Genomic DNA, 21,470 nt, shown 5'->3' with positions numbered 1-21,470 from the left:
GAATCATGCTACCGACTCTCTATATTTCCCACGGCTCACCGATGCTCGCCCTCGAACCGGGCGCCAGCGGCGTACAACTGCGCCGCCTGGCTACAGAGCTGCCGCGGCCGAAGGCGATCCTGGTGGTTTCCGCGCACTGGGAAAGCGACGACCTGCGGGTAACCGGCGCCGCGGTGCCGGATATCTGGCACGACTTCTACGGCTTTCCGCCGCCCCTCTACGCCGTGCGCTACCCGGCCAAAGGCGAGCCGGCGCTGGCACAGCGGACGATCGAACTGCTCCAGGCCGCCGGCCTGCCGGCCCAGGCCGACCCACAGCGACCATTCGACCACGGCACCTGGGTGCCGCTGAGCCTGATGTACCCGCAGGCGGACATCCCCGTGCTCCAGCTATCCCTGCCGAGCCGCCTCGGTCCGGCCCTGCAGAGCCGCGTCGGCCAGGCCCTGCGCCAACTGCGCGGGGAAGGCGTGCTGCTGATCGGTTCCGGCAGCATCACCCACAACCTGGGCGAACTGGACTGGCGCGCCGGGCCGGAAGCCATCGTGCCCTGGGCGCGGGAGTTCCGTGACTGGATGGTGGAAAAGCTCCAGGCCGACGACGAGGCCGCGCTTCACGACTACCGCCGGCAGGCGCCCTGGGCGGCGCGCAACCACCCCAGCGACGAGCACCTGCTGCCACTGTTCTTCGCCCGCGGCGCGGGCGGCGGCGGGATGCGCGTCGAGCACAGCGGCTTTACCCTGGGCTCGTTGGGGATGGATATCTATCGCTTCGATTGACAGGGTTTCTCGTGGGACTGGCGGAGAGCATCGGCTTCCCGCCGCAAGCTGGGTGGACTCGGCTGGCAGCCAGGAAATCGCGAGCGACATAGTCCTGTAGCGCGAATAACGCCATAGGCGTTATCCGCGATGTCATGGATAGGCGGCGGATCAGGGCCTCGGTATGTGCAGGTCTGGCATGCACGACGTGGTGCCTGCCCTGGCGGCTGGGCGAGTCCTTTGTTTCCTTTAGACGCTTGCCAGAGGGGCTCGCCCGGGGTGACGAAACGAGAAGCCGGGGCAGGCGCGAAAAACAGTCTGGCCAGCAAACATCAAGCCCATGAAAAAGCCCCGCCGAAGCGGGGCTTTTGTTCATCGCGCTGGACCTCAGTCCTCGCGATAGCGGCGCAGGCGCAGGGCCTTGCCGGCGACGCGGGTGTCCTTGAGCTTGGTCAGCAGGCGCTCGAGATTGGCCTCGGGCAGCTCGATCAGGCTGAAGGTATCGCGAATCTGGATGCGACCGATGTCCTCGCGGGACAGGCCGCCCTCGTTGAGGATCGCGCCCAGCAGGTTCTTCGCCGCAACCCCGTCGCGCGCGCCGAGGGCAGTGCGGCAGCGGGCACGGCCTTCGCTCGGCGGCGCCATCGGACGACGCTCGCCGCTGCGCTCCGGACGCTCGCCGCGCTCGCCGCGTTCGCCACGGTCGGCACGCTCGCGCGGTGCCGATGGGGTCAGCGGCTGTTCGCGGCGCACCGACTCCAGGTCCAGCGCCTTGCCGACGGTCAGGCGTGCCAGCAATGCGGCGGCCAGGGTCTCGGCATCGCAGCCGAGGCGACGGCACAGCTCGTCGCGCACCGCGCCGCGCTGCTCGACGGCGCTGTCGAGCAAGGGCGTCAGGCTCGCGGCCAGGCGCGCCAGGCGGGCCTCCAGCACGGTCTCGGCATCCGGCAGGCGGACTTCGCCGACCTTCTGCCCGGTGACCCGCTCGATCACCTGCAGCATGCGCCGCTCGCGCGGAGTCACCAGCAACAGCGCGCGCCCTTCCCGGCCGGCACGGCCGGTACGGCCGATGCGGTGCACGTAGGACTCGGGGTCGTAGGGCATGTCGATGTTCAGCACGTGGGTGATGCGCGGTACGTCCAGGCCCCGGGCGGCAACGTCGGTGGCGATGACGATGTCCAGCGAACCGTCCTTCAGCGACTCGATGACCCGCTCGCGCTGGGCCTGCGGCATGTCGCCGTTGAGCGCGGCGGCGCGGTAGCCCTGGCGCTCGAGCAATTCGGCGTAGTCGAGGGTGGCCTGCTTGGTGCGGACGAAGGCGATCAGCGCGTCGAACTGCTCGACTTCCAGCAGACGCTGGATCGAACCGGCCTTCTGGTCGGCATGGACCATCAGGTGGACCTGCTCGATGCGCGCCACGGTCTGGGTCTTGGCGGCGATCTTAACGTGCTTGGGCTGCTTCAGGTGGCGCTCGGCGATGCCACGGATGGACGCCGGCAGGGTCGCCGAGAAGAGCACGGTCTGGCGCGATTCGGGAAGCGCCTCGAAGATCACTTCCAGGTCGTCCATGAAGCCGAGCTTGAGCATCTCGTCGGCTTCGTCGAGCACCAGGCGCTGGACGGTGGCCAGCAGCTTCTCGTCGCGGCGCAGGTGGTCGCACAGGCGGCCGGGGGTAGCGACGAGGATCTGTGCGCCCTGGCGCAGGGCCTTCAGCTGCGGCCCCATGGGCGCGCCGCCGTAGACGGCGACCACGCCGACGCCCGGCAATTGCTTGGAATAGGTTTCGCAGGCGGTGGCGACCTGCAGGGCCAGCTCGCGGGTCGGCACCAGCACCAGCATCTGCGGCTCGCGGCGGCTCGGGTCGATGCGCGACAGCAGCGGCAGGGCGAACGCGGCGGTCTTGCCGGTACCGGTCTGCGCCTGGCCGATCATGTCGTGGCCTTCGAGGATCAGCGGAATCGATTGAGCCTGGATAGGCGAAGGCTCTTCGTAGCCTACGGCGACGATTGCCGCGAGCACATTGGGGTGAATACCGAGCGCGGCGAAGCCGACGGTTTCCTGAGTCATGGGTTTGCCTCGTATACATCCGCAAAGACCCATGACCCATGGCTGCTCATGCCCTGTACGGCCGAAACGGCCACCCAGGCAGCTGGGGCGGGGATTTGCGAGATTGCTTTTGAATTAGAAGATTACGTAAAGGAAATCCGCAGAGCGGATACACAGCCAGAGCACAGCGCTCCGAAAAATGCAGGTCCTGAACGGGGTCAGTTTTGACCGGCGCGCATCATACCGGAATTTTGACGTTTGTGTGCGTTTTTTCCGACATGCGTCATCGGAGAGACTGACAATGGACATCCCGATTCCAGACGTCTATACCGACGTTGCCCGCCCCCCGCCAGGAAACCGCCGCATGAACGACACCCTCCCAGGACGCATCAGCCGCGAACGGCGCGGCCACCTGCTGCTGCTCGGCCTCGACCGCGTGGCCAAGCGCAACGCCTTCGACCTGCCGATGCTCGACGACCTGGTCGCCGCGCTCGGCGAATACGAGGCCGACGACCAGTTGCGCTGTGCCCTGCTCTTCGCCCACGGCGAGCATTTCACCGCCGGGCTGGACCTGGCCAATGTCGGCGAGACCTTCCGCCAGGGCTGGAAACTCCCCGAAGGCGCCGTCGATCCCTGGGGCACCTTCGGCGGCCGGCGTCCAAGCAAGCCGCTGGTGGTGGCCGTGCAAGGCTACTGCTACACCATCGGCATCGAACTGATGCTGGCGGCCGACATCAACCTCTGCGCCAGCAACGCGCGCTTCGCCCAGCTCGAAGTGCAGCGCGGAATCCTCCCGTTCGGTGGCGCGACACTGCGCATGCATCAGGTCGCCGGCTGGGGCAACGCCATGCGCTGGCTGCTCACCGGCGACGAATTCGACGCCCACGAAGCCTATCGTCTCGGCCTGGTGCAGGAAGTCACCGCCCCGGAGGACCTCCTCGACCACGCCATCGCCCTCGCCGAACGGGTCGCGGCCCAGGCGCCGCTGGGCGTGCGCGCCACCCTCGGCTCGGCGCGCCAGGCCCTGCTGGAAGGCGAAGCGGTCGCCGCCGCTGCGTTGCCGGAAGCCGCCAGGCGCCTGCTCGACAGCGAGGACGCCAAGGAAGGCCTGCGCGCGCTCCAGGAACGCCGCCCGGGACGCTTCGAAGGACGCTAGCCGGGCCCTTGTCCGCGCGCCCTGGCTACTGGGCCGGGCGCAGGCTGTCGATATAGCCCTGCAACGAATAGCCGAGTTGCGGCTCCAGCGCCGCGGCACGCGTCCGCAGGGCTTCCTGGTCGAGTTCGAGGGCCAGGTTCGCCGGCACCAGCATCACCACGTTGCCCTCGGCCACCGGACACTCCCAGTAATGATGGTGATAGCGCCCGCGCAGCAGCGGCGCGCCCAGCGGCTTGCCATCGGTGCCGCTCCACTGGTTGATCACCAGCCAGCCATCCTCGGCGAGGCGCTCCTGGCAGGCACCGAGGAAATTCCAGGCCAGGTGCGCGGCCGACGGGCCGGTATCGGTATAGAGGTCGAGGAAGATCAGGTCGGCCTCCGCGCATTCGCCCAGGCTCTCCAGTGCGTCGCCGATGCGCAATCGCAGGCGCGGGTCGTCGCGCAGCCCCAGATGCTCGCGGGCCAGGCGCGGAATCACCGGGCGCAGCTCGATGGCCTCGGCCTCCTCCAGCGGCAGGTGGCGCAGGCAGGCCTGGGTCAGGCTGCCGGCGCCGAAACCGAGGAACAACGCGCGACGCGGTTGCGAATGGCAGAGCCCGCCGAGCAGCATGGCGCGGGTGTAGTCGTATTCCAGCCAGGCTGGATCGGGCATGAACACGCAGCTCTGCTCGACACCGTCGCCGAACTCGAGGAAGCGATAGTCGCCGGACTCGATGACCCGGATGACCCCGTATTCGTCGCGCTCCTCGACCAGCAGACGTTCTTCGCTCACCACTCACCTCCCCCCGCCGCTTCGCCGGCTATCGCCAGGCGCTCCGGCAAAAGCACCGCAGCATAGCAAAGCCGGCCCGACGATGGATTTCCGCTATTGCAACGATCGCTGGCGGCGCTGCGGCGAGCTGCTCTACCATGCCGCAATCCGCTTTCCCGAGCATTGCCAAGAGTCGTAGATGAGCCAGTCCTGGAGCCCCGAGAGCTGGAGGGCCAAGCCGATCCAGCAACAACCCGAGTACCCCGATGCCGCGCACCTGGCCAGGGTCGAGCAGACCCTCGCCGGATACCCGCCGCTGGTCTTCGCCGGCGAGGCTCGCGAGCTGCGCCGGCAGTTCGCCGAAGTCACCGCCGGACGCGCCTTCTTGCTCCAGGGCGGGGATTGCGCGGAAAGCTTCGCCGAATTTTCCGCGGCGAAGATCCGCGATACCTTCAAGGTACTGTTGCAGATGGCGGTGGTAATGACCTTCGCCGCCGGCTGCCCGGTAGTGAAGGTCGGGCGCATGGCCGGCCAGTTCGCCAAGCCGCGCTCCTCCGGCGACGAAACGCAGAACGGCGTGACCCTGCCCGCCTATCGCGGCGACATCGTCAACGGCATCGGCTTCGACGAGAAGAGCCGCGTGCCGGACCCGGAGCGCCTGTTGCAGGCCTACCACCAGTCCACCGCCAGCCTCAACCTGTTGCGCGCCTTCGCCCAGGGCGGCTTCGCCGACCTGCACCAGGTGCACCGCTGGAACCTCGATTTCATCGCCAACTCGGCGCTGGCCGAGCGCTACCAGCAACTCGCCGACCGCATCGACGAGACCCTCGCCTTCATGCGCGCCTGCGGCCTGGACAGTGCGCCGCAGCTCCGCGAAACCAGCTTCTTCACCGCCCACGAAGCGCTCCTGCTGAACTACGAGGAAGCCCTGACCCGCCGCGACAGCCTGACCGGCGAGTGGTACGACTGCTCGGCGCACATGCTCTGGATCGGCGACCGCACCCGCCAGATCGACGGCGCTCATGTCGAGATGCTGCGCGGCGTGGGCAATCCGATCGGGGTCAAGGTCGGGCCGAGCATGGACAGCGAGGAGCTGATCCGCCTGATCGATATTCTCAACCCGGACAACGATCCGGGCCGCCTCAACCTGATCGTGCGGATGGGTGCCGACAAGGTCGGCGACCACCTGCCGCGCCTGATCCAGGCCATCCAGCGCGAGGGCCGCCAGGTGCTGTGGAGTTCCGATCCTATGCACGGCAATACCATCAAGGCCTCCAGCGGCTACAAGACCCGCGACTTCGCCCGCGTGCTCGCCGAAGTCCGCCAGTTCTTCGAGGTGCACCAGGCCGAAGGCAGCTACGCCGGCGGCATCCACATCGAGATGACCGGGCAGAACGTCACCGAGTGCATCGGCGGTTCGCGACCGATCACCGAAGACGGCCTCAGCGACCGCTACCACACCCACTGCGACCCGCGGCTGAACGCCGACCAGTCGCTGGAGCTGGCCTTCCTGATCGCCGAAACCCTGAAGCAGGTGCGCCGCTGAGCGCGCCGCGGCCGCTCCCGCCGCCCGGCGGGAGCGCTCGCTAGAGCAGCACCCCGCGCAAGCGTACCGCCAACTCCCCGCGCCCCTCGATCGCCACCGTCGCCAGGCCCAGCCAGGCGGCCATGCTGCGCAGTTGCTCGGCCAGCTCGTGCAGGGCGGCATCGTCCATGCCGTTCGCCTCGGCATGCAACGCATGCACCGCCAGGCGCTCGCGCGCCCGCTCGGCGCGGAGGTCGACGCGGCCGACCAGACGGCCGTTGTACAGGAATGGCAGCACGTAGTAGCCGTACACGCGTTTTTCCTTCGGCGTGTAGATCTCCAGGCGATAGCGGAAATCGAACAGGCGCTCGGCCCGCGCCCGCTCCCAGACCAACGAGTCGAAGGGCGAGAGCAAGGCACTGGCGCCTAGCCGCCGCGGCACCTGCGGTTCGCCGGGGCAGTAGGCCGGCTGGCTCCAGCCCTCGACCCGGACCGGCAGCAGCTCGCCAGCCTCCACCAGTTCGGCGAGGCGCGCGCGGCTCTGCGCCGGGCTCAGCCGATAGTAGTCGCGCAGGTCCTTTTCGGTGGCCACGCCCAGGGCGCTCGCCGCCATCCGCAACAGCTCGCGCTGGGCCTGTGCCTCCGAAAGCTCGGGGCGCGCCAGCAATTCCGCGGGAAACACCCGCTCCGGCAGGTCATAGAGCCGCTCGAAGCCGCGCCGTCCGGCCACCGTCAGCTCGCCGGCGGCGAACAGCCATTCCAGCGCATGCTTTTCCGCGCTCCAGTCCCACCAGGGACCGGCCCGCTCCTGCCGCGTGCTCAGGCTGCCGGCACCTAGCGCACCTTGCTCGCGCACCGCCTGCAACACCTGGCGGATCAGTGGCTGCTGTTCCCGGCCGAAACGTGCCAGTTGCTGGTAGATGCCCTGGCCGTCGGCGGCCTGGCGCATCCGCCAGCGCATCAACGGGTAGTGTTCCAGCGGCAGCAGCGAGGCCTCGTGCCCCCAGTATTCGAACAACTGGCGGTGACGGCCGACACTCCAGGCCGCCTCGTCGAGCAGCGTCATGGAGTAGGGACCGAGACGGGAAAACAGCGGCAGGTAGTGCGAGCGCACCAGCGCATTCACCGAATCGATCTGCAACAGGCCAAGGCGCGCGAGCATTTCGCGCAGATGCCGCCGCTGCACGCTGCGGCGCGTCCGCCGGCCGTCGAAGCCCTGCGCGGCCAGGGCCAGGCGGCGGGCTTCGGCGAGGGAAAGCGAAAGACTCATGGAGCGCCCCAGTCGATGAAGGAGACTGCGAGTCTATCGCGCCTCCGCCGCCGTGCCAGCCTGGCGCGCCGCTGCGGTTCGCTCAATGCCGACGCAGCGGGTCGTCCCAGAAATGCCGCTCGCCCTCCTGGAAGATATCCGCCCGACTCAGGCCGAGGTCCTTCAGCGCTTCGTCGCTCATCCTCAGCAGTTCCCGGCGCTCGCGGGCCAACTGCAACCAGCGCCGCCAGCGACGCCACAACGACGGCGCAGCGGTCGAGGCGGGATGGGATGCAGCGTGGAAGTGACTGCCGAAATAATCCTGTTGACCTTTCATCGTCTTGCCCTCCGTTCGGGATAGGCACAGTGTCCCGCCAAGCATAGGATCAATCCAACGAATCATTCTTATGCAATGCATCTTGGAGATTGATGAATGAGCTACCAGCCCGGCATTGATACGGAATTGCTCCGCACCTTCGTCGCCATCGCCGAGCACGGTGGTTTCACCCGCGCCGCGGAGGCGGTGAATCGCACCCAGTCGGCGGTCAGCATGCAGATGAAGCGGCTCGAGGAGGACGTCCTGCAGCGCTCGCTGTTCGAGCGCGACGGAAGGCAGACCCGCCTCACCGCCGAAGGCCAGGTGCTGCTCGGCTATGCCCGGCGGATCCTCAAGCTGCACGGCGAGGTGTTCAACACCCTGCGCCGCCCGCACATGGTCGGTTCGGTGCGCATCGGCACCCCGGACGACTACGTGATGCGCTTCCTCCCGGCGATCCTGTCGCGCTTCGCCGAAGCCTATCCGCTGGTGCAGGTCGAGGTGCATTGCGACACCTCGCTCAACCTGCTGGCGCGCAACGACCTCGACCTGTCCATCGTCACCCGCGAGCCGGGCACCGAGATCGGCCAGTTGCTGCGCCAGGAGCCCTTCGTCTGGATGGCCGCCGAGGGCTTCTGCCCCCACGACCAGCGGCCGATCCCGCTGGCCATGTTCAACACCACCTGCTTTTGCCGGGCCTGGGCCTGCAACGCCCTGGAGGCGGCGGAACTGGACTACCGCATCGCCTACAGCAGCCCCAGCCTGTCGGCGCTGTTCGCGGTGGTCAGCGCCGGCCTCGCCGTGACCGTGCAACTGCGCAGCCTGCTCACCGGCAACCTGCGCATCCTCGACGAGAGCGAGGGCCTGCCCGCCCTGCCCTCGGCCAGCATCATGCTGATGCGCAACCCGCACAGCCAGTCACCGGTCACCGAGAAGCTCGCCGAATACATCGGCGAGGGCTTCCGTCTCTGACTCAACCGCGCACCAGCAGGAGCACCGCGCACAATGCGAGGAAGGCGCAGAAGGCCATGCGCAGGCTGCGCTCGGGCAAGGCGTGGGCCAGCCTCACGCCCCAGGAAATGCTCAGCAGGCCGCCCAGCGCCAGGGGGATCCCCATCCGCCAGTCGACATGGCCGTGCATGGCGTAGGTCCCCAGCGCCACCGCCGTGCTCGGCGCGGCCAGGGCCAGCGCGAGGCCCTGGGCGACGACCTGGGCGAGGCCGAACACCGAAGTCAGCACCGGTGTCGCCAGCACCCCGCCACCGACCCCGAAAAGCCCGCCGAGCGAGCCCGCGCCAAGGCCCAGCACGCCCATCCAGGGCAAACCGTAGCGCGGCGTCGCGCCGCCCTGCGGCGGGCGCCGGAACAGGCGCCAGAACATGTAGCCGGCCAGCGCCAGGAGGAAGATCACGAACGCTTCGCGCATCCGCGCCGCATCGATCCGCGCGGCCACGCTGGACGCCAGGAACGCGCAAAGCAGGCCGGTCAGGGCAAGGACTCCGGCCTGGCGCGGATCGATGCGGTTGCGCTGGTGGTAGCGCCACAACGCCAGCACCACGTTCGGTACCACCATCACCAGCGCGGTACCCTGCGCCAGTTGCTGGTCGAGACCGAAGATCACCCCCAGCGCCGGGATCGCCAGCAAGCCGCCGCCTATCCCGAACAGACCGCCCAGGCAACCGAGCACCATCCCCAGCAGGAAATCGAGAAATACATCCAGCATGTCAGCCCCTCTTTCGTCGCCTCCATGCTAGGCAAGCGTGGCTGGATGGGAAACGCACAAGAAAGCACAATGGCTATGCCAATTACGCAAAGGCATGAGCATGTTGCCCGATACCCTCAGCGAACAGTTCGTTCTCTACCTCGATGTCCTCGATGGCGGCAGCTTCTCCGCCGCTGCGCGCAAGCACCCGCTCACCCCGTCCGCCGTGGCGCGCCGGATGGACGCCCTGGAACGCGCCGTCGGCAGCACTCTGCTGGTGCGCACCACCCATGCGGTGCGCGCTACTCCGGCCGGCCTGGCCTTCGCCGACCGCGCCCGGCGGATCGTCACCGAACTGCGCCTGGCCCGTGCCGAAGCGGTGTCCCTGAGCACCGCGCCGCAGGGCCTGATCCGTATCGATGCGCCGGTGCCCTTCGGCCGCCGCCACCTGGCCCCGGCGGTCGCCGACTTCCTCAAGGCCAACCCCGGCCTCGACGTGCAATTGCGCCTGATCGGCAGCTTCATCGACCTGCAGGGCGAACATCTCGGCGAGGTCGACCTGGTGTTGCGCGCCGGCCCGCTACCCGACAGCCGCCTGGTGGCCACCTCGCTGGCGCCGATGGTGCGGGTGGTCTGCGCGAGCCCGGAATACCTGCGCGAACACGGCGTTCCCGCATCCCCAGGCGAACTGCCGGAGCATGCCGGCATCGATTGGGACAACCTGTCGCCACCCTATGCCTGGCGCTTCCAGCACGACGGCAAGCTCCAGCACCTGCGGCCGAAACGGGCGCGGCTGGCCACCAATAACGCCGAAGCGATGGTCGACGCGGCGCTGGCCGGCCTCGGCATAGCCCACCTGCCGACCTGGTTGTGCAGCGAGTACCTGCTGCGCGGCGAACTGCAGGCGCTGTTCTGCGACGACGGCTTGCCCGCCGCCGAGCCCACCTGTATCTATGCCCTGCGCCTGGAACGCGAAGCCAGTTCGCGAACCCGTCTGCTGCTGGCTTTCCTCCGCGAGCGCTTCGGCTTTCCGCCGCCCTGGGACCAGGCCCTGCAGCAGCGTCTCGGCGAGCGCTGAGGACACCACCCGGCGGGAAACCTGGAAAGCCAATAGCCACTACGCTAAATTCATGCACAGTGCCCTACTTACTTGGAAGACAGCCATGTCCCGACTGCCCACCACCCCTTGCGAGCAGCTCAAGCTGGACAACCAGCTGTGCTTCGCCCTGTATTCCACCTCGCTGCAGATGACCAAGGTCTACAAGCCCCTGCTGCAAGCGCTCGGCCTCACCTATCCGCAGTACATCGCCATGCTGGTGCTGTGGGAACGCGACGGCCTGACCGTGGGCGAAATCAGCGCACGCATGCTTACCGACCCGGGATCGCTCACGCCTCTGCTCAAGCGCCTGGAGGGCGAAGGTCTGATTACCCGCACTCGCAGCAGCGAAGACGAGCGGGTAGTCCTGCTGCGCCTGACCGACAAGGGCCGCGCCCTGCAGCGACAGGCCGAGAGCATTCCCGCCTGCATCCTGGAGAGTACCGGCCTCGACTTGCCACAACTGGTCGCCCTAAAGGATGAGCTGCTGGCCCTGCGCGGCAACCTGCAAGCACCGGATTGAGGGGCTTATACCTACCTGACTGGTTTTTATCGCCAAATCTTCCAACGATTTATCTTGCGCACAAAATAACATGACGATAAATTTCACTTCACGCACTTACTTAGCGCGCAAGAACTTAACGTACAAATCAGACAGGTGACCCTCATGCAAACCATCAAGGCTCTCTACACCGCAACCGCAACCGCCACCGGAGGCCGTGACGGCCGTGCGGTATCGTCGGACGGCGTGCTCGACGTGAAACTCAGCACTCCGCGCGAACTGGGCGGCCAGGGCGGCGCGGCCACCAACCCGGAACAACTGTTCGCCGCCGGCTACTCCGCCTGCTTCATCGGAGCCCTGAAGTTCGTTGCCGGCCAGCGCAAGCAGACCCTTCCCGCCGACGCCTCGATAACCGGCAAGGTCGGCATCGGCCAGATTCCCGGCGGCTTCGGCCTGGAGGTCGAACTGCACATCAACCTGCCGGGCCTGGAGCGCGAAGCCGCCGAAGCGCTGGTAGCCGCCGCCCACCAGGTCTGCCCCTACTCCAACGCTACCCGCGGCAATATCGACGTACGCCTGAACGTGTCGGTCTGAAGCTTCCGACTCTCCGCGCCGCGGCGGCGGACAGCGGAAACGAAAAAGCCCGGCGAATGCCGGGCTTTTTCTCGTCGCACGAAAGGATCAGGCCTTGACGCGGGACTTGTACTCGCCGGTGCGGGTATCGATCTCGATCGAGTCGCCGATTTCGCAGAACGCGGAAACCTGCAGCTCGGCGCCGTTGTTCAGGCGCGCGGTCTTCATCACCTTGCCCGAGGTGTCGCCGCGGACGGCCGGCTCGGTGTAGGCGATCTGGCGAACGATGGTGGTCGGCAGCTCTACCGAGATCACCTTGTCGTTGTAGAACACGGCTTCGCAGATGTCGGTCATGCCGTCTTCGATGAAGGTCAGCACGCCTTCCAGATCGTCTTTCTCGATCTCGTACTGGTTGAACTCGCTGTCCATGAAGACGTACAGCGGGTCGGCGAAGTAGGAGTAGGTCACTTCCTTGCGATCGAGGATGATCGGCTCCAGCTTGTCGTCGGCCTTGAACACGGTCTCGGTACCGGCGCCGGTCAGCAGGTTCTTCAGCTTCATCTTGACGACGGCAGCGTTACGGCCGGACTTGTTGAACTCGGCCTTCTGGATGACCCAGGGAGCGCCATTGATGTTGGCAACCTGGCCGGCGCGGAACTCTTGAGCGGTTTTCATACGAATATCCGATGGATGAAAGACAAAAAATCAGGCCGCGTATCATAGCCAATCTGCGTAAAATTGCACCAGCCTTGCCGCAAGATCCGGACGCATGCCCTGTTCGTCGGCCCAGCGCTGCGCTTCCCGACGCCACTCGGGCAGTTGCCTCTCCAGCCCCTCCCAGGCCCCGGCAAGTCCACCGCCGGCGTTCCACGCCAGCCAGAAGGTGCGCAGGTTTTCCGCCAGGTCGGCGGGCAGGCCGGCGCAATAGAGTTCGAGGAATGCCTCGAGCTTCGCCAGGTGCGCCTCCTCTTCCTGTCTATAGATGTGCCAGAGCAGCGGCCGTCCCGCCCACTGCGCGCGAACGAAGGAATCCTCGCCGCGCACCGCGTTCAGGTCGCAGCACCACAACAGGCGATCGTAGTCGTCCTGCGCCATGAACGGCAGCACCTGGACCCGCAACGCGTCGCGCACGTGGACGTCCCCGACGGCCAGGGTAGCCACCCGCAGCCAATCGGCGACATCCGCCAGCACCCGCCCCTCCGGCACCAGCAGCAGGCTCGGCTGGCGGGCGTCGCGCAGTTGTTCCAGCCAACCAGGCAGCGCCGGGTTTTCGTAGGCAAACAGCGAAATCAGTCGCTCGCCAACCTTCCGCCGCACGCCGAGGGAGGCGAGAAACTCATCCTGCGCCGAGACGGAGGCCTGGAAACGGCGCCGACGTTCCAGCAGGCCGGCCTCGCGCAACAGGCCGCCACTGGGCTCGCGGAACCCGGGAAAGAAGAAGTACTTGGAAAGCCCGCACGCCTGCAGCGACGGCAATGCGTGGCAACTGCCGATCCATTCCTCGGCACTCAGGTACTCCAGGTTCAGCCACAGGGACGGCCGCTTGCGCTCGCGCATGGCCTGCCGGTGCGCCTCCGGCAGTTCGCAGGCGAAGGCCTCTATCACCACATCGGCGGCCGCCACCGGTGCCCACGGCCGGCCCCAGGCACGCACTTCGACCCCATCCAGGCACTGCACGTGCGCCACCGGGTCCGCCCGCGGACAGATCCGGGCGAAGGCCTGCGGCTCGTCCACCCACAGGCGCACGGCCTGACCGTGCTCGGCGGCCAGTTGGCGAGCCAGGCGCCAGGTGACGCCGATGTCGCCATAGTTGTCGACCACGCTACAGAAAATGTCCCAGCTCGCCATCCGCCTCTCCTCTTCGTGCCCGGCAGTCTACCAAGGCACCCCGCGGACTTTCCTCCGACGACCTAAGCCGATGAAAAAGTTAAAAAAATATTTGCCAAGCGGGAAATGTTCGAGTAAATTGCGCGCCTCGACAGACACGGCGCTGTCGAGAACCTGGTGAGGTGTCCGAGTGGTTGAAGGAGCACGCCTGGAAAGTGTGTATACGGGAAACCGTATCGAGGGTTCGAATCCCTCCCTCACCGCCAGATCGCAAGAAGGCCCGGCTAATCAAGTTAGCCGGGCCTTTTTCATTTCCGCACCAATACTTACGGCATTTCCGGCAACATGCTGGCAACTTAGTTGTTACTTGCCACTCCCCGCCAAGTCGATAAGCGCCAGCCACTCCGGCGGAACATTCTCGACAACCCGGCAGCCCTCATCCCCCGCCTCTTGCAGCAACTCTACCCAAGGTCCGGGAAATTGCTTACTTGCGCCGCACGCTGGATATTTTTTGAACAAACGACACTCCAACTACTGCTAAAGTCGGGGGGACTAAAAAAAAAGTTGCTCGGCTTGCGCTTGGTCAGTTTACTTACTACAAGTAATGGGTAGTATGTAGCCGGCTAATTTCCCCGGCTGGGGAGATTGCTGTTATGGAAATGTCCACCTTAAGGGGAACACGATGAACAACGTTCTGAAATTCTCTGCTCTGGCTCTGGCTGCTGTTCTGGCCACCGGTTGCAGCAGCCACTCCAAAGAAACCGAAGCTCGTCTGACCGCTACCGAAGACGCAGCTGCTCGTGCTCAGGCTCGCGCTGACGAAGCCTATCGCAAGGCTGACGAAGCTCTGGGCGCTGCTCAGAAAGCTCAGCAGACTGCTGACGAGGCTAACGAGCGTGCCCTGCGCATGCTGGAAAAAGCCAGCCGCAAGTAATAGGTCTCACGACCTGTTGAAAACCGGTCCCTCGGGGCCGGTTTTTTTATGCCTGCGTTTCGCCGGGCATGAAAAAACCCGCGTCCCTTGCGGGTACGCGGGCCTCTGCCTCGACGCTCTCCGTCAGGGCGTAAGCTGGGTAGGATCGCTATCCACCGTCGCGGTCATCGCCGGCGCCGATTCCTGGGCGATTTCCACCGGCACGCCATCCTCCGAGGCCACCACTTCGCGGACCACGTCCCAGTTCAACTGGATACGCTTGGCCAGGTCGTCGCGCTTGAGCAGGGTGTTGATCACCGCGGTGTGCTTGTCCACCACCGACGGGTCGCCATGGTCGTTCAGCGGCGTATGCGCCTCCAGGTAGACCTTGCCGTTGCTCACGCCGAACTTGTAGGGCTCGTTGATGATACGCACGCTGGTGCCGACGCTGATCATAGAGAACAGGTGGGTCACGTCGGCGTTGTACATGCGGAAGCAGCCATGGCTGGTGCGGGTGCCGATGCCGAACTTCTTGTTCGAACCATGGATCAGGTAGCCCGGCACGCCCAGGGTCAGCTTGTACGGCCCCAGCGGATTGTCCGGGCCCGGCGGCACCACGGTCGGCAGCGGATCGCCATCGGCGGCGTGCTCGGCGCGGATCGAGGCCGGCGGATACCAGGCCGGGTCCTTGGTCTTGGCGGTGATGCGGGTGTTCGCGATCGGCGAACCCCAGCCCTCGCGGCCGATGCCCAGCGGATAGGTGTGCACCACGTTCTGCCCTTTCGGGTAGTAGTACAGGCGGTATTCGGCCAGGTTGATCACCACGCCTTCGCGCGGGCCAGGCGGCAGCACGAAGCGGGTAGGGATGATCACCTCGGTGCCGACGCCCGGCAGCCAGGGATCGACACCGGGGTTGGCGGCGACCATTTCGCTGTAGCCCAGGTTGTACTGCTCGCCGAGGTCGGCGAAAGTGTCCTCGTACTTGGCCTTGATCACCTGGACCTGGCCGACGACGTCCTCGCCCGGAGGCGGGAGCTGCAGTTCCAGGGCCGATGCGGAGCCGGCCGAAAGCAGCGCGGCGAAAGACAGTGAGACAACGGGTACGCGCGACAACATTCCGGAGAATCCTTGGCGAGTGCGATGAAGGAGTAGGAAAGACAGTGTAACACCCCGCCAGGTTTCACCGGGAGGGCTCAGACCAACCAGGACAGGCGCTCCCCACGCTTTTCCGCCTCCAGTTGTTTCCGGCAATCGGGACACAGCAGCCGGTCGCGCAGACGCGCCCGTTCCAGCGGCTGCCAGCGCGGCTGGGCCGGCAGCAGCTTGCCGCAAAGCGTGCGGTCCGCCGGGGTATCCAGCTCCAGCTGACGCGCCACCACATGCACCCGGACCTCGCGACAGGCGAACAGGTCCAGCTGATCGTCGGGCTCGATCAGTTGATAGGCGTAGAGGGTCCAGGCGGGACGCGGCATGGGGGGCTCCTGAGGGGTGCGCAACCTTAGCCGAAAGCGGTTTCCCGGGGAAGTCTCAAAGCAGCGGTTTCAGCGTCGGCCAGACATTTTCCAGGAGCCTCGGCTGGGCGGCGAGCGCCGGATGGATGCCATCCGCCTGCATCATCCCCTGGACCCCGCCGACCCCTTCGAGGAAAAACGGCACCAGGGCGGTCTTTTCCTGCGCCGCGACCGCGCCGTAGACCCTGGAAAAGGCCTCGATGTAGCGCGGGCCGTAGTTCGGTGGCAACTGGATACCCAGCAGCAGCACCTTCGCTCCTTCCGCCCGGGCCTTTTGCGCCATGCTGGCAAGATTCTGTTGCAATTGCGCCGGTGCCATTCCGCGCAGCCCGTCGTTGCCTCCCAGCTCGATCACCACCAGCGCCGGCTTCTCCTCGGCAAGCAGCGCCGGCAGGCGCGCCAGGCCACCCGCGGAGGTGTCGCCGCTGATCGAGGCGTTCACCACCCGGTAGTCGTAACCTTCGTCGGCGAGGCGCTTCTGCAGCAGGGCGACCCAGCCTTGGCTGGTATCCAGTCCCAAAGCGGCGCTGATACTATCGCCCACGACCAACAGCGTCTGCGCCGCGGCCTGCTGGGTCAGCAGGACCAGGGCCAGGCAGCCGCTCAACAGCAATGCACGCATCGGAACCTCCATGAGCGCCAGCATTCTCAACGCGCAGAACCTTAGCAAGGTTGTCGGTAGCGCGGAAGGCAAGTTGACCATCCTCCACGACCTCTCCCTCGACCTCGCCCGCGGCGACAGCCTGGCGATCGTCGGCAGCTCCGGCTCCGGCAAGTCGACCCTGCTCGGCCTGCTCGCCGGGCTCGACCAGCCCAGCGGCGGCGAGGTCCGTCTCGCCGGGCACGCCCTCGGCGACCTCGACGAGGACCAGCGGGCGCGCGTCCGCGCGGCCCATGTAGGCTTCGTGTTCCAGTCGTTCCAGTTGCTCGACAGCCTCGATGCGCTGGAGAACGTGATGCTGCCCCTGGAACTGGAAGGCCGCGCCGACGCTCGCCAGCGCGCCAGAGAACTGCTTGAGCGAGTCGGCCTCGGCCAACGCCTGGGCCACTATCCGCGCCAGCTCTCCGGCGGCGAGCAGCAGCGGGTCGCCATTGCCCGTGCCTTCGCGGCGGAGCCGGACGTGCTGTTCGCCGACGAACCCACCGGCAACCTCGACAGCGCCACCGGCGAGCGGATCAGCGACCTGCTCTTCGAACTCAACCGCGAACGCGGTACCACCCTGGTCCTGGTTACCCACGACGAGCGTCTGGCGCATCGCTGCCGGCGCCTGATCCGTCTGGAAAGCGGACGCCTGATCGACCGGGTTGAACCCTGATGAAGCCGGTGCCCCTCTCCCGCCTGCTGAGCCTCGCCGGTCGCCAATTGTTCCGCGAGTCGCGCAGCGGCGAGCTGCGCGTGCTGTTCTTCGCCCTGCTGATCGCGGTCGCCTCGAGCACCGCCATCGGCTATTTCAGCGCCCGCCTGAACGGCGCCATGCTCGCCCGCGCCGCCGAGTTCCTCGGCGCCGACCTGGTGCTCAACGGTACCCAGCCGGCAAGCGCCGAACAGATCGAACGCGGCACCCGTCTGGGCCTGCGCCACGCCGACAGCGTCGAGTTTTCCAGCGTGATCGCCACCGACCAGGGCATCCAGCTCAGCAGCATCAAGGCGGTCGGCGACCGCTACCCCCTGCGCGGCCAGCTCAAGAGCGCTGCCGCGCCGTTCGCCGCCGAGCAGGCCGGCGGTCGTCCGCAGGCGGGCGAGGTATGGGTCGAATCGCGCCTGCTGGTCAGCCTCGACCTGAAGGTCGGCGACAGCATCGAGATCGGCCGCAAGCCGCTGCGCATCGCGCGCATCCTTACCTACGAGCCGGACCGCGCCGGCGACTTCTACAGCCTGACGCCCCGCGCCATGATGAGCCTGGCCGACCTCGATGCCACCGGGGTGGTCCAGCCGGGCAGCCGGGTGCGCTACCGCGATCTGTGGGAAGGCCCGCCGGAAGCCCTCCAGGCCTATCGCCAGCAGGTCAAGGGCAGCCTCGCCGCCAACCAGCGCCTGCAGGATGCCCGCGACGGCAACCGCCAGGTGGGCGATGCCCTCGGCCGTGCCGAGCGCTACCTGAACCTGGCCAGCCTGGCCGCGGTGCTGCTCGCCGGCGTCGCCGCGGCGCTGTCCGCCGCCCGTTTCGCTGCACGGCGCTACGACGCCAGCGCGCTGCTGCGCTGCCTCGGTCTGTCGCGCAGCGAAACCCTGCTCCTCTACGCGCTGCAACTGTTGCTGCTGGGCCTGCTCGCCAGCGCCATCGGCGCCCTGCTCGGCTGGTTGGCACAGCTCGGCCTGTTCCGCCTGCTCGCCACACTGCTGCCGCCGGACGTACCAGCCGGCGGCCTGTTCCCCGCCTTCGCCGGGATCGCCACCGGCCTGGTAGCGCTGGCCGGCTTCGCCCTGCCGCCGCTGGCAGCCCTGGGCCGGGTACCGCCGTTGCGGGTCCTGCGCAGCGACCTGCTGCCGGTGCCGATGCGCACCTGGATGGCCTACGCCTGCGCCCTGCTCGCCCTGGGCCTGATCATGTGGCGGTTGAGTCTCGACCTGAAGCTGACCCTCGCCCTGCTCGGCGGCGGCCTGGTCGCCACGCTGGTGCTCGGCGCCCTCCTGCTGCTCGGCCTGAACGGCCTGCGCCGGGCACTGGCGCGTGCCAGCCTGCCATGGCGGCTGGGACTCGGCCAGTTGTTGCGGCACCCGCTGGCCGCCGCCGGACAGAGCCTGGCCTTCGGCCTGATCCTGCTGGCCATGGCCCTGATCGCCCTGCTTCGCGGCGAACTGCTGGATACCTGGCAGGCCCAGTTGCCGCCGGACGCCCCCAACCATTTCGCCCTGAACATCCTGCCGACGGAAAAGGAAGCCTTCGAACGTCGCGTGCAAAAGCTCTCCCCCGGCGCCGAGCCGCTGTTCCCCATGGTTCCCGGGCGCCTGGTAGCGGTGAACGGCAAGCCGGTCCAGGCGCTCGACGAAGACGTGCGCAGCGAGCGTGCCCTGCAGCGCGACCTCGGCCTGACCTGGTCGGAGCGACTGCCCTCCGGCAACCAGCTCACCGCCGGACGCTGGTGGAGCGCGCCGCAGCCGGGGGCCCTGCCGGGCGTGTCGGTGGAAGAGAAGCTGGCCGCCAACCTGCGTATCCAGGTCGGCGACCGGCTCACCTTCAGCGTCGCCGGGCAGAATCGCGAGGTCCAGGTCCAGAGCCTGCGCAAGGTGAAGTGGGACAATTTCCAGCCGAACTTCTTCATGGTCTTCCAGCCCGGCACCCTGACCGACCTGCCGGTGACCTACCTGACCAGCTTCTACCTGCCGGCCAGCCAGGAACGCGACCTGATCGAACTGGCCCGCGCCTTCCCCACCGTCACCCTGCTGCCGGTAGACGCCCTGCTGAGCCAGCTGCGGAGCATCCTCGACCAGGTCACCCTGGCCGTGGAGTACGTGCTGGTGTTCGTTCTCGCGGCGGGCTTCGTGGTGCTCTTCGCCGGTCTCCAGGCGACTCTCGACGAGCGCGTGCGCCAGGGTGCCCTGCTGCGCGCGCTGGGTGCCGAGCGCGAGTTGCTGCAACGTACCCGGCGGGTCGAGTTCGCCCTGCTCGGCGCAGTCAGCGGCCTGCTCGCGGCGCTCGGCTGCGAGGCGGTCAGCCTGCTGCTCTACCGACTGGTCTTCGACCTGCCGTGGCAAGCGCATCCCTGGTTGCTCGCGCTGCCTCTGGTGGGCGCCGTGCTGGTAGGCGGCGCCGGCCTGCTGGGCACCCGTCGCGCCCTCAACAGCAGCCCGCTGCGGGTCCTGCGCGAGGGCTGATCGGATACACTGGCAGGCTTTCATCCGTTCATTTGTGGAACCACCCGAACCATGAGTCGCTATCGTCCACCGCGCACCACCGGCACCCCGCTGATCACTCCGGAGGGCGCCGCGCGGTTACGCGCAGAGCTGCATGAACTCTGGCACGTGCGCCGTCCCCAGGTGACCCAGGCGGTCAGCGAAGCCGCCGCCCTCGGCGATCGCTCGGAAAACGCCGAATACATCTACGGCAAGAAGATGCTGCGCGAGATCGACAGTCGCGTGCGCTTCCTGCGCAAGCGCCTGGAGAACCTGAAAGTGGTCGGCGAGCGGCCGGCGGATCCGAACCGGGTGTACTTCGGCGCCTGGGTGACCCTGGAAGACGAAGACGGCGAGCAGGCCCGCTATCGCATCGTCGGCCCCGACGAACTGGACCTGCGCAACAACCAGATCAGCATCGACTCGCCGCTCGCCCGCGCACTGGTCGGCAAGGAGCTGGACGCCGAGGTGCTGGTGCGCACCCCGGCCGGGGAAAAGCTCTGGTTCGTCGTCGAGATCGAGTATCCGCCGGCGCCCTGAGAGGCTACGCGCTCAGCGCAGGATGCGGCGGGTGATCAGGCCCTGGCGGGCGACCCGGATCAGTTGCCGGACCACCAGGTCCAGGTCTTCCGCCTCGGGGGCCTGGACCACGGCGAAGTCGAACGCGTCGCTGGGGAAGCGCGCCAGGTCCTTGCCGTCCTGGGCGAACTGGATAAGGAAGGTACGCGAACCGTTCCAGCGCTTCGGCCAGCCTTCGAGGTAACGGACGAGGGTCGGCTGGTGCGGGCCGCTGAGGAGAATCCTCGGGTTCCGCCGGACCAGGCCGGTGGTGATGGGTGCCAGGCGCAATTGCGTGCTGGGACAGGTCATGACGTCATGTCTCCGCCTCTTCGGTCCCGCTGGACAGCGGTGAGAGGCAACACCGAGCCAGCGCTTTAGCGGTATTTCGGCTGCTGCCGGGCGCCCCGCAAGTTGCTGTTTAAATCGGCGCACGCGCATCCTAGAAAAGCCGCATGGAGACTGTCAAGAAACACGCGGAGGCGCCCATGCCCGATCGCTTTCTTCGCCTGTTCTTCGCCCTGCCCTGCCCACCTCCCCTCGCCGAGCGGATCGGCCGGTGGCGCGATGACCGGCCACTGCCCGGACGCCAGGTGGCGACGGCGAACCTGCACCTGACCCTGGCCTTCCTCGGGCAGGTCCCGTCCGCTCGGCTCGAGGCCCTGCTGGACATGGCCGCGGCCATCGAGGCCGCGCCCTTCGACCTGTATCTCGACCGCCTGCTGCGCTGGAGAAACGGCATCCTGCTGCTGGCCCCCAGCCAACCGCCCGGCGCCCTCCTGCGCCTGCGCCGCGCCCTGCGCTCCGGCCTTGCCGAACTGGAGCTGCCCGTGGAAACCCGCCCATTCAGCGCCCATCTGACCCTGGCTCGCGATGCCGCGCCGCTGGAGGACGTCCCGCCACCCCCAACCTTCGTATGGCAGGTCGACCATTTCAGCCTGTTTTGCTCGCAAAACGACGCCGCGGGCGTGCACTACCGCACACTCGGTCGCTGGGCGTTGTGCGGGGAAGATTCAAACGAGCGTTTCGCGCCGTAACAACCCGCCTCTTCCGCTCTGCCACGCAGGTTATGACCGGCCGCCAGGAAGCCGCGGATTTCCTGGCCTGGAGGAAAAAAGCCGAAGCTGGCACGGTTCCTGCGCAAGGGACAGCGAA

Annotated in this window: 23 protein-coding genes and 1 tRNA gene; 13 read left to right on the top strand and 11 right to left on the bottom strand. The window is 67.1% G+C overall.

Annotated features, from left to right (window positions below; genetic code table 11):
- Nucleotides 1–5: 5 nt before the first annotated feature.
- Nucleotides 6–776: a DODA-type extradiol aromatic ring-opening family dioxygenase gene (locus tag LE197_RS04425; protein ID WP_073666714.1), complete on the top strand. Its 771-nt coding sequence runs from the start codon at nt 6–8 to the stop codon at nt 774–776.
- 366 nt (nt 777–1,142) lie between these two features.
- On the opposite strand, the gene LE197_RS04420 is transcribed toward LE197_RS04425, so the two are convergent.
- On the bottom strand, nt 1,143–2,855 hold the full coding sequence (locus LE197_RS04420; RefSeq protein ID WP_073624894.1) for a DEAD/DEAH box helicase: 1,713 nt from the start codon (nt 2,853–2,855) through the stop codon (nt 1,143–1,145).
- Nucleotides 2,856–3,165: 310 nt separating this feature from the next.
- Here LE197_RS04420 and LE197_RS04415 point away from each other — a divergent pair, with 310 nt between their 5' ends.
- Nucleotides 3,166–3,957, top strand: coding sequence for a crotonase/enoyl-CoA hydratase family protein (locus LE197_RS04415; protein WP_003104155.1), 792 nt, complete (start codon nt 3,166–3,168; stop codon nt 3,955–3,957).
- A 25-nt stretch (nt 3,958–3,982) separates the two neighbouring features.
- Here LE197_RS04415 and LE197_RS04410 read toward each other — a convergent pair whose 3' ends face one another.
- Entirely contained in the window at nt 3,983–4,732 is a 750-nt protein-coding gene (locus LE197_RS04410; protein WP_031637671.1) for a spermidine synthase, read from the bottom strand.
- A gap of 175 nt (nt 4,733–4,907) precedes the next feature.
- On the opposite strand from LE197_RS04410, the gene LE197_RS04405 reads away from it, so the two are divergent.
- Nucleotides 4,908–6,254, top strand: coding sequence for a class II 3-deoxy-7-phosphoheptulonate synthase (locus LE197_RS04405; RefSeq protein WP_003104160.1), 1,347 nt, complete (start codon nt 4,908–4,910; stop codon nt 6,252–6,254).
- A 40-nt stretch (nt 6,255–6,294) separates the two neighbouring features.
- Here the strand turns inward: LE197_RS04405 and LE197_RS04400 are convergent, their stop codons facing one another.
- Nucleotides 6,295–7,503, bottom strand: a complete 1,209-nt coding sequence (locus LE197_RS04400) for a winged helix-turn-helix domain-containing protein (protein ID WP_003110986.1) — start codon at nt 7,501–7,503, stop codon at nt 6,295–6,297.
- 82 nt (nt 7,504–7,585) lie between these two features.
- A complete protein-coding gene (locus tag LE197_RS04395; protein WP_003104163.1) occupies nt 7,586–7,819 on the bottom strand; it encodes a DUF1127 domain-containing protein in 234 nt (77 codons plus the stop codon).
- Between the two features lie 96 nt (nt 7,820–7,915).
- Here LE197_RS04395 and LE197_RS04390 point away from each other — a divergent pair, with 96 nt between their 5' ends.
- Complete coding sequence (locus tag LE197_RS04390; RefSeq protein ID WP_003090936.1) at nt 7,916–8,770, top strand: LysR substrate-binding domain-containing protein; 855 nt, start codon at nt 7,916–7,918, stop codon at nt 8,768–8,770.
- Between the two features lies 1 nt (nt 8,771).
- On the opposite strand, the gene LE197_RS04385 is transcribed toward LE197_RS04390, so the two are convergent.
- Nucleotides 8,772–9,521 carry a sulfite exporter TauE/SafE family protein gene (locus tag LE197_RS04385; protein WP_003114755.1) on the bottom strand — a complete coding sequence of 250 codons (750 nt, stop codon included), beginning with the start codon at nt 9,519–9,521 and terminating at the stop codon, nt 8,772–8,774.
- Nucleotides 9,522–9,621: 100 nt separating this feature from the next.
- Between LE197_RS04385 and LE197_RS04380 the strand changes: the two genes are divergently transcribed.
- The 3 genes from LE197_RS04380 (at nt 9,622) to ohrR (LE197_RS04370) (ending at nt 11,692) form a co-directional block, all read left to right on the top strand.
- Nucleotides 9,622–10,578, top strand: coding sequence for a LysR family transcriptional regulator (locus LE197_RS04380; protein WP_003104167.1), 957 nt, complete (start codon nt 9,622–9,624; stop codon nt 10,576–10,578).
- 85 nt (nt 10,579–10,663) lie between these two features.
- A complete protein-coding gene (gene ohrR, locus LE197_RS04375) occupies nt 10,664–11,119 on the top strand; it encodes a hydroperoxide stress response transcriptional regulator OhrR (protein WP_003090940.1) in 456 nt (151 codons plus the stop codon).
- 144 nt (nt 11,120–11,263) lie between these two features.
- On the top strand, nt 11,264–11,692 hold the full coding sequence (gene ohrR, locus LE197_RS04370; protein ID WP_003104171.1) for an organic hydroperoxide resistance protein OhrR: 429 nt from the start codon (nt 11,264–11,266) through the stop codon (nt 11,690–11,692).
- An 87-nt stretch (nt 11,693–11,779) separates the two neighbouring features.
- Here ohrR (LE197_RS04370) and efp read toward each other — a convergent pair whose 3' ends face one another.
- Together efp and earP are read right to left on the bottom strand one after the other, a co-directional pair.
- Nucleotides 11,780–12,346, bottom strand: a complete 567-nt coding sequence (gene efp, locus LE197_RS04365) for an elongation factor P (protein WP_003090942.1) — start codon at nt 12,344–12,346, stop codon at nt 11,780–11,782.
- 42 nt (nt 12,347–12,388) lie between these two features.
- A complete protein-coding gene (gene earP / locus LE197_RS04360; RefSeq protein WP_003119868.1) occupies nt 12,389–13,519 on the bottom strand; it encodes an elongation factor P maturation arginine rhamnosyltransferase EarP in 1,131 nt (376 codons plus the stop codon).
- Between the two features lie 155 nt (nt 13,520–13,674).
- Between earP and LE197_RS04355 the strand changes: the two genes are divergently transcribed.
- Together LE197_RS04355 and oprI are read left to right on the top strand one after the other, a co-directional pair.
- Nucleotides 13,675–13,764 (top strand) — tRNA-Ser (locus LE197_RS04355).
- Nucleotides 13,765–14,180: 416 nt separating this feature from the next.
- A complete protein-coding gene (gene oprI, locus LE197_RS04350; RefSeq protein WP_003090944.1) occupies nt 14,181–14,432 on the top strand; it encodes an outer membrane lipoprotei OprI in 252 nt (83 codons plus the stop codon).
- Nucleotides 14,433–14,555: 123 nt separating this feature from the next.
- On the opposite strand, the gene LE197_RS04345 is transcribed toward oprI, so the two are convergent.
- From LE197_RS04345 to tesA, 3 genes are all read right to left on the bottom strand, one after another.
- The gene (locus LE197_RS04345) at nt 14,556–15,527 is read right to left on the bottom strand and encodes a L,D-transpeptidase family protein (protein ID WP_003090946.1); all 972 of its coding nucleotides are present in this window, start codon (nt 15,525–15,527) and stop codon (nt 14,556–14,558) included.
- A 77-nt stretch (nt 15,528–15,604) separates the two neighbouring features.
- Nucleotides 15,605–15,883, bottom strand: a complete 279-nt coding sequence (locus LE197_RS04340) for a hypothetical protein (protein WP_003090947.1) — start codon at nt 15,881–15,883, stop codon at nt 15,605–15,607.
- 55 nt (nt 15,884–15,938) lie between these two features.
- Entirely contained in the window at nt 15,939–16,544 is a 606-nt protein-coding gene (tesA, locus tag LE197_RS04335; RefSeq protein ID WP_003114753.1) for an esterase TesA, read from the bottom strand.
- Nucleotides 16,545–16,554: 10 nt separating this feature from the next.
- Between tesA and LE197_RS04330 the strand changes: the two genes are divergently transcribed.
- The 3 genes from LE197_RS04330 to greB are packed head-to-tail and all read left to right on the top strand — an operon-like array spanning nt 16,555 to nt 20,297.
- The gene (locus LE197_RS04330) at nt 16,555–17,238 is read left to right on the top strand and encodes an ABC transporter ATP-binding protein (protein ID WP_003090949.1); all 684 of its coding nucleotides are present in this window, start codon (nt 16,555–16,557) and stop codon (nt 17,236–17,238) included.
- A gap of 8 nt (nt 17,239–17,246) precedes the next feature.
- Entirely contained in the window at nt 17,247–19,739 is a 2,493-nt protein-coding gene (locus LE197_RS04325; protein ID WP_196752273.1) for an ABC transporter permease, read from the top strand.
- A 51-nt stretch (nt 19,740–19,790) separates the two neighbouring features.
- Nucleotides 19,791–20,297 carry a transcription elongation factor GreB gene (greB, locus tag LE197_RS04320; protein ID WP_003104185.1) on the top strand — a complete coding sequence of 169 codons (507 nt, stop codon included), beginning with the start codon at nt 19,791–19,793 and terminating at the stop codon, nt 20,295–20,297.
- A 12-nt stretch (nt 20,298–20,309) separates the two neighbouring features.
- Here greB and LE197_RS04315 read toward each other — a convergent pair whose 3' ends face one another.
- Nucleotides 20,310–20,627 carry a hypothetical protein gene (locus LE197_RS04315; protein WP_003104187.1) on the bottom strand — a complete coding sequence of 106 codons (318 nt, stop codon included), beginning with the start codon at nt 20,625–20,627 and terminating at the stop codon, nt 20,310–20,312.
- A gap of 176 nt (nt 20,628–20,803) precedes the next feature.
- Between LE197_RS04315 and thpR the strand changes: the two genes are divergently transcribed.
- Nucleotides 20,804–21,352 (top strand): RNA 2',3'-cyclic phosphodiesterase, encoded by a 549-nt coding sequence (gene thpR, locus LE197_RS04310; protein WP_073666715.1) that lies wholly within the window; start codon nt 20,804–20,806, stop codon nt 21,350–21,352.
- Nucleotides 21,353–21,470 lie beyond the last annotated feature (118 nt).

Origin of the sequence: Pseudomonas sp. PS1(2021) (assembly GCF_020405165.1) — a bacterium.
GTDB lineage: Bacteria > Pseudomonadota > Gammaproteobacteria > Pseudomonadales > Pseudomonadaceae > Pseudomonas > Pseudomonas aeruginosa.
Note: the sequence above shows the minus strand (reverse complement) of the source record. Positions and strands in the feature narration are given on the sequence as shown.

Bases quoted from the DNA above. Each gene is read 5' to 3' on its own strand.
- LE197_RS04425 (WP_073666714.1), top strand. From the start codon at position 6: ATGCTACCGACTCTCTATATTTCCCACGGCTCACCGATGCTCGCCCTC.
- LE197_RS04420 (WP_073624894.1), bottom strand. From the start codon at position 2,855: ATGGGTCTTTGCGGATGTATACGAGGCAAACCCATGACTCAGGAAACC.
- LE197_RS04415 (WP_003104155.1), top strand. From the start codon at position 3,166: ATGAACGACACCCTCCCAGGACGCATCAGCCGCGAACGGCGCGGCCAC.
- LE197_RS04405 (WP_003104160.1), top strand. From the start codon at position 4,908: ATGAGCCAGTCCTGGAGCCCCGAGAGCTGGAGGGCCAAGCCGATCCAG.
- LE197_RS04400 (WP_003110986.1), bottom strand. From the start codon at position 7,503: ATGAGTCTTTCGCTTTCCCTCGCCGAAGCCCGCCGCCTGGCCCTGGCC.
- LE197_RS04395 (WP_003104163.1), bottom strand. From the start codon at position 7,819: ATGAAAGGTCAACAGGATTATTTCGGCAGTCACTTCCACGCTGCATCC.
- LE197_RS04390 (WP_003090936.1), top strand. From the start codon at position 7,916: ATGAGCTACCAGCCCGGCATTGATACGGAATTGCTCCGCACCTTCGTC.
- LE197_RS04385 (WP_003114755.1), bottom strand. From the start codon at position 9,521: ATGCTGGATGTATTTCTCGATTTCCTGCTGGGGATGGTGCTCGGTTGC.
- LE197_RS04380 (WP_003104167.1), top strand. From the start codon at position 9,622: ATGTTGCCCGATACCCTCAGCGAACAGTTCGTTCTCTACCTCGATGTC.
- ohrR (WP_003090940.1), top strand. From the start codon at position 10,664: ATGTCCCGACTGCCCACCACCCCTTGCGAGCAGCTCAAGCTGGACAAC.
- ohrR (WP_003104171.1), top strand. From the start codon at position 11,264: ATGCAAACCATCAAGGCTCTCTACACCGCAACCGCAACCGCCACCGGA.
- efp (WP_003090942.1), bottom strand. From the start codon at position 12,346: ATGAAAACCGCTCAAGAGTTCCGCGCCGGCCAGGTTGCCAACATCAAT.
- earP (WP_003119868.1), bottom strand. From the start codon at position 13,519: ATGGCGAGCTGGGACATTTTCTGTAGCGTGGTCGACAACTATGGCGAC.
- oprI (WP_003090944.1), top strand. From the start codon at position 14,181: ATGAACAACGTTCTGAAATTCTCTGCTCTGGCTCTGGCTGCTGTTCTG.
- LE197_RS04345 (WP_003090946.1), bottom strand. From the start codon at position 15,527: ATGTTGTCGCGCGTACCCGTTGTCTCACTGTCTTTCGCCGCGCTGCTT.
- LE197_RS04340 (WP_003090947.1), bottom strand. From the start codon at position 15,883: ATGCCGCGTCCCGCCTGGACCCTCTACGCCTATCAACTGATCGAGCCC.
- tesA (WP_003114753.1), bottom strand. From the start codon at position 16,544: ATGCGTGCATTGCTGTTGAGCGGCTGCCTGGCCCTGGTCCTGCTGACC.
- LE197_RS04330 (WP_003090949.1), top strand. From the start codon at position 16,555: ATGAGCGCCAGCATTCTCAACGCGCAGAACCTTAGCAAGGTTGTCGGT.
- greB (WP_003104185.1), top strand. From the start codon at position 19,791: ATGAGTCGCTATCGTCCACCGCGCACCACCGGCACCCCGCTGATCACT.
- LE197_RS04315 (WP_003104187.1), bottom strand. From the start codon at position 20,627: ATGACCTGTCCCAGCACGCAATTGCGCCTGGCACCCATCACCACCGGC.
- thpR (WP_073666715.1), top strand. From the start codon at position 20,804: ATGCCCGATCGCTTTCTTCGCCTGTTCTTCGCCCTGCCCTGCCCACCT.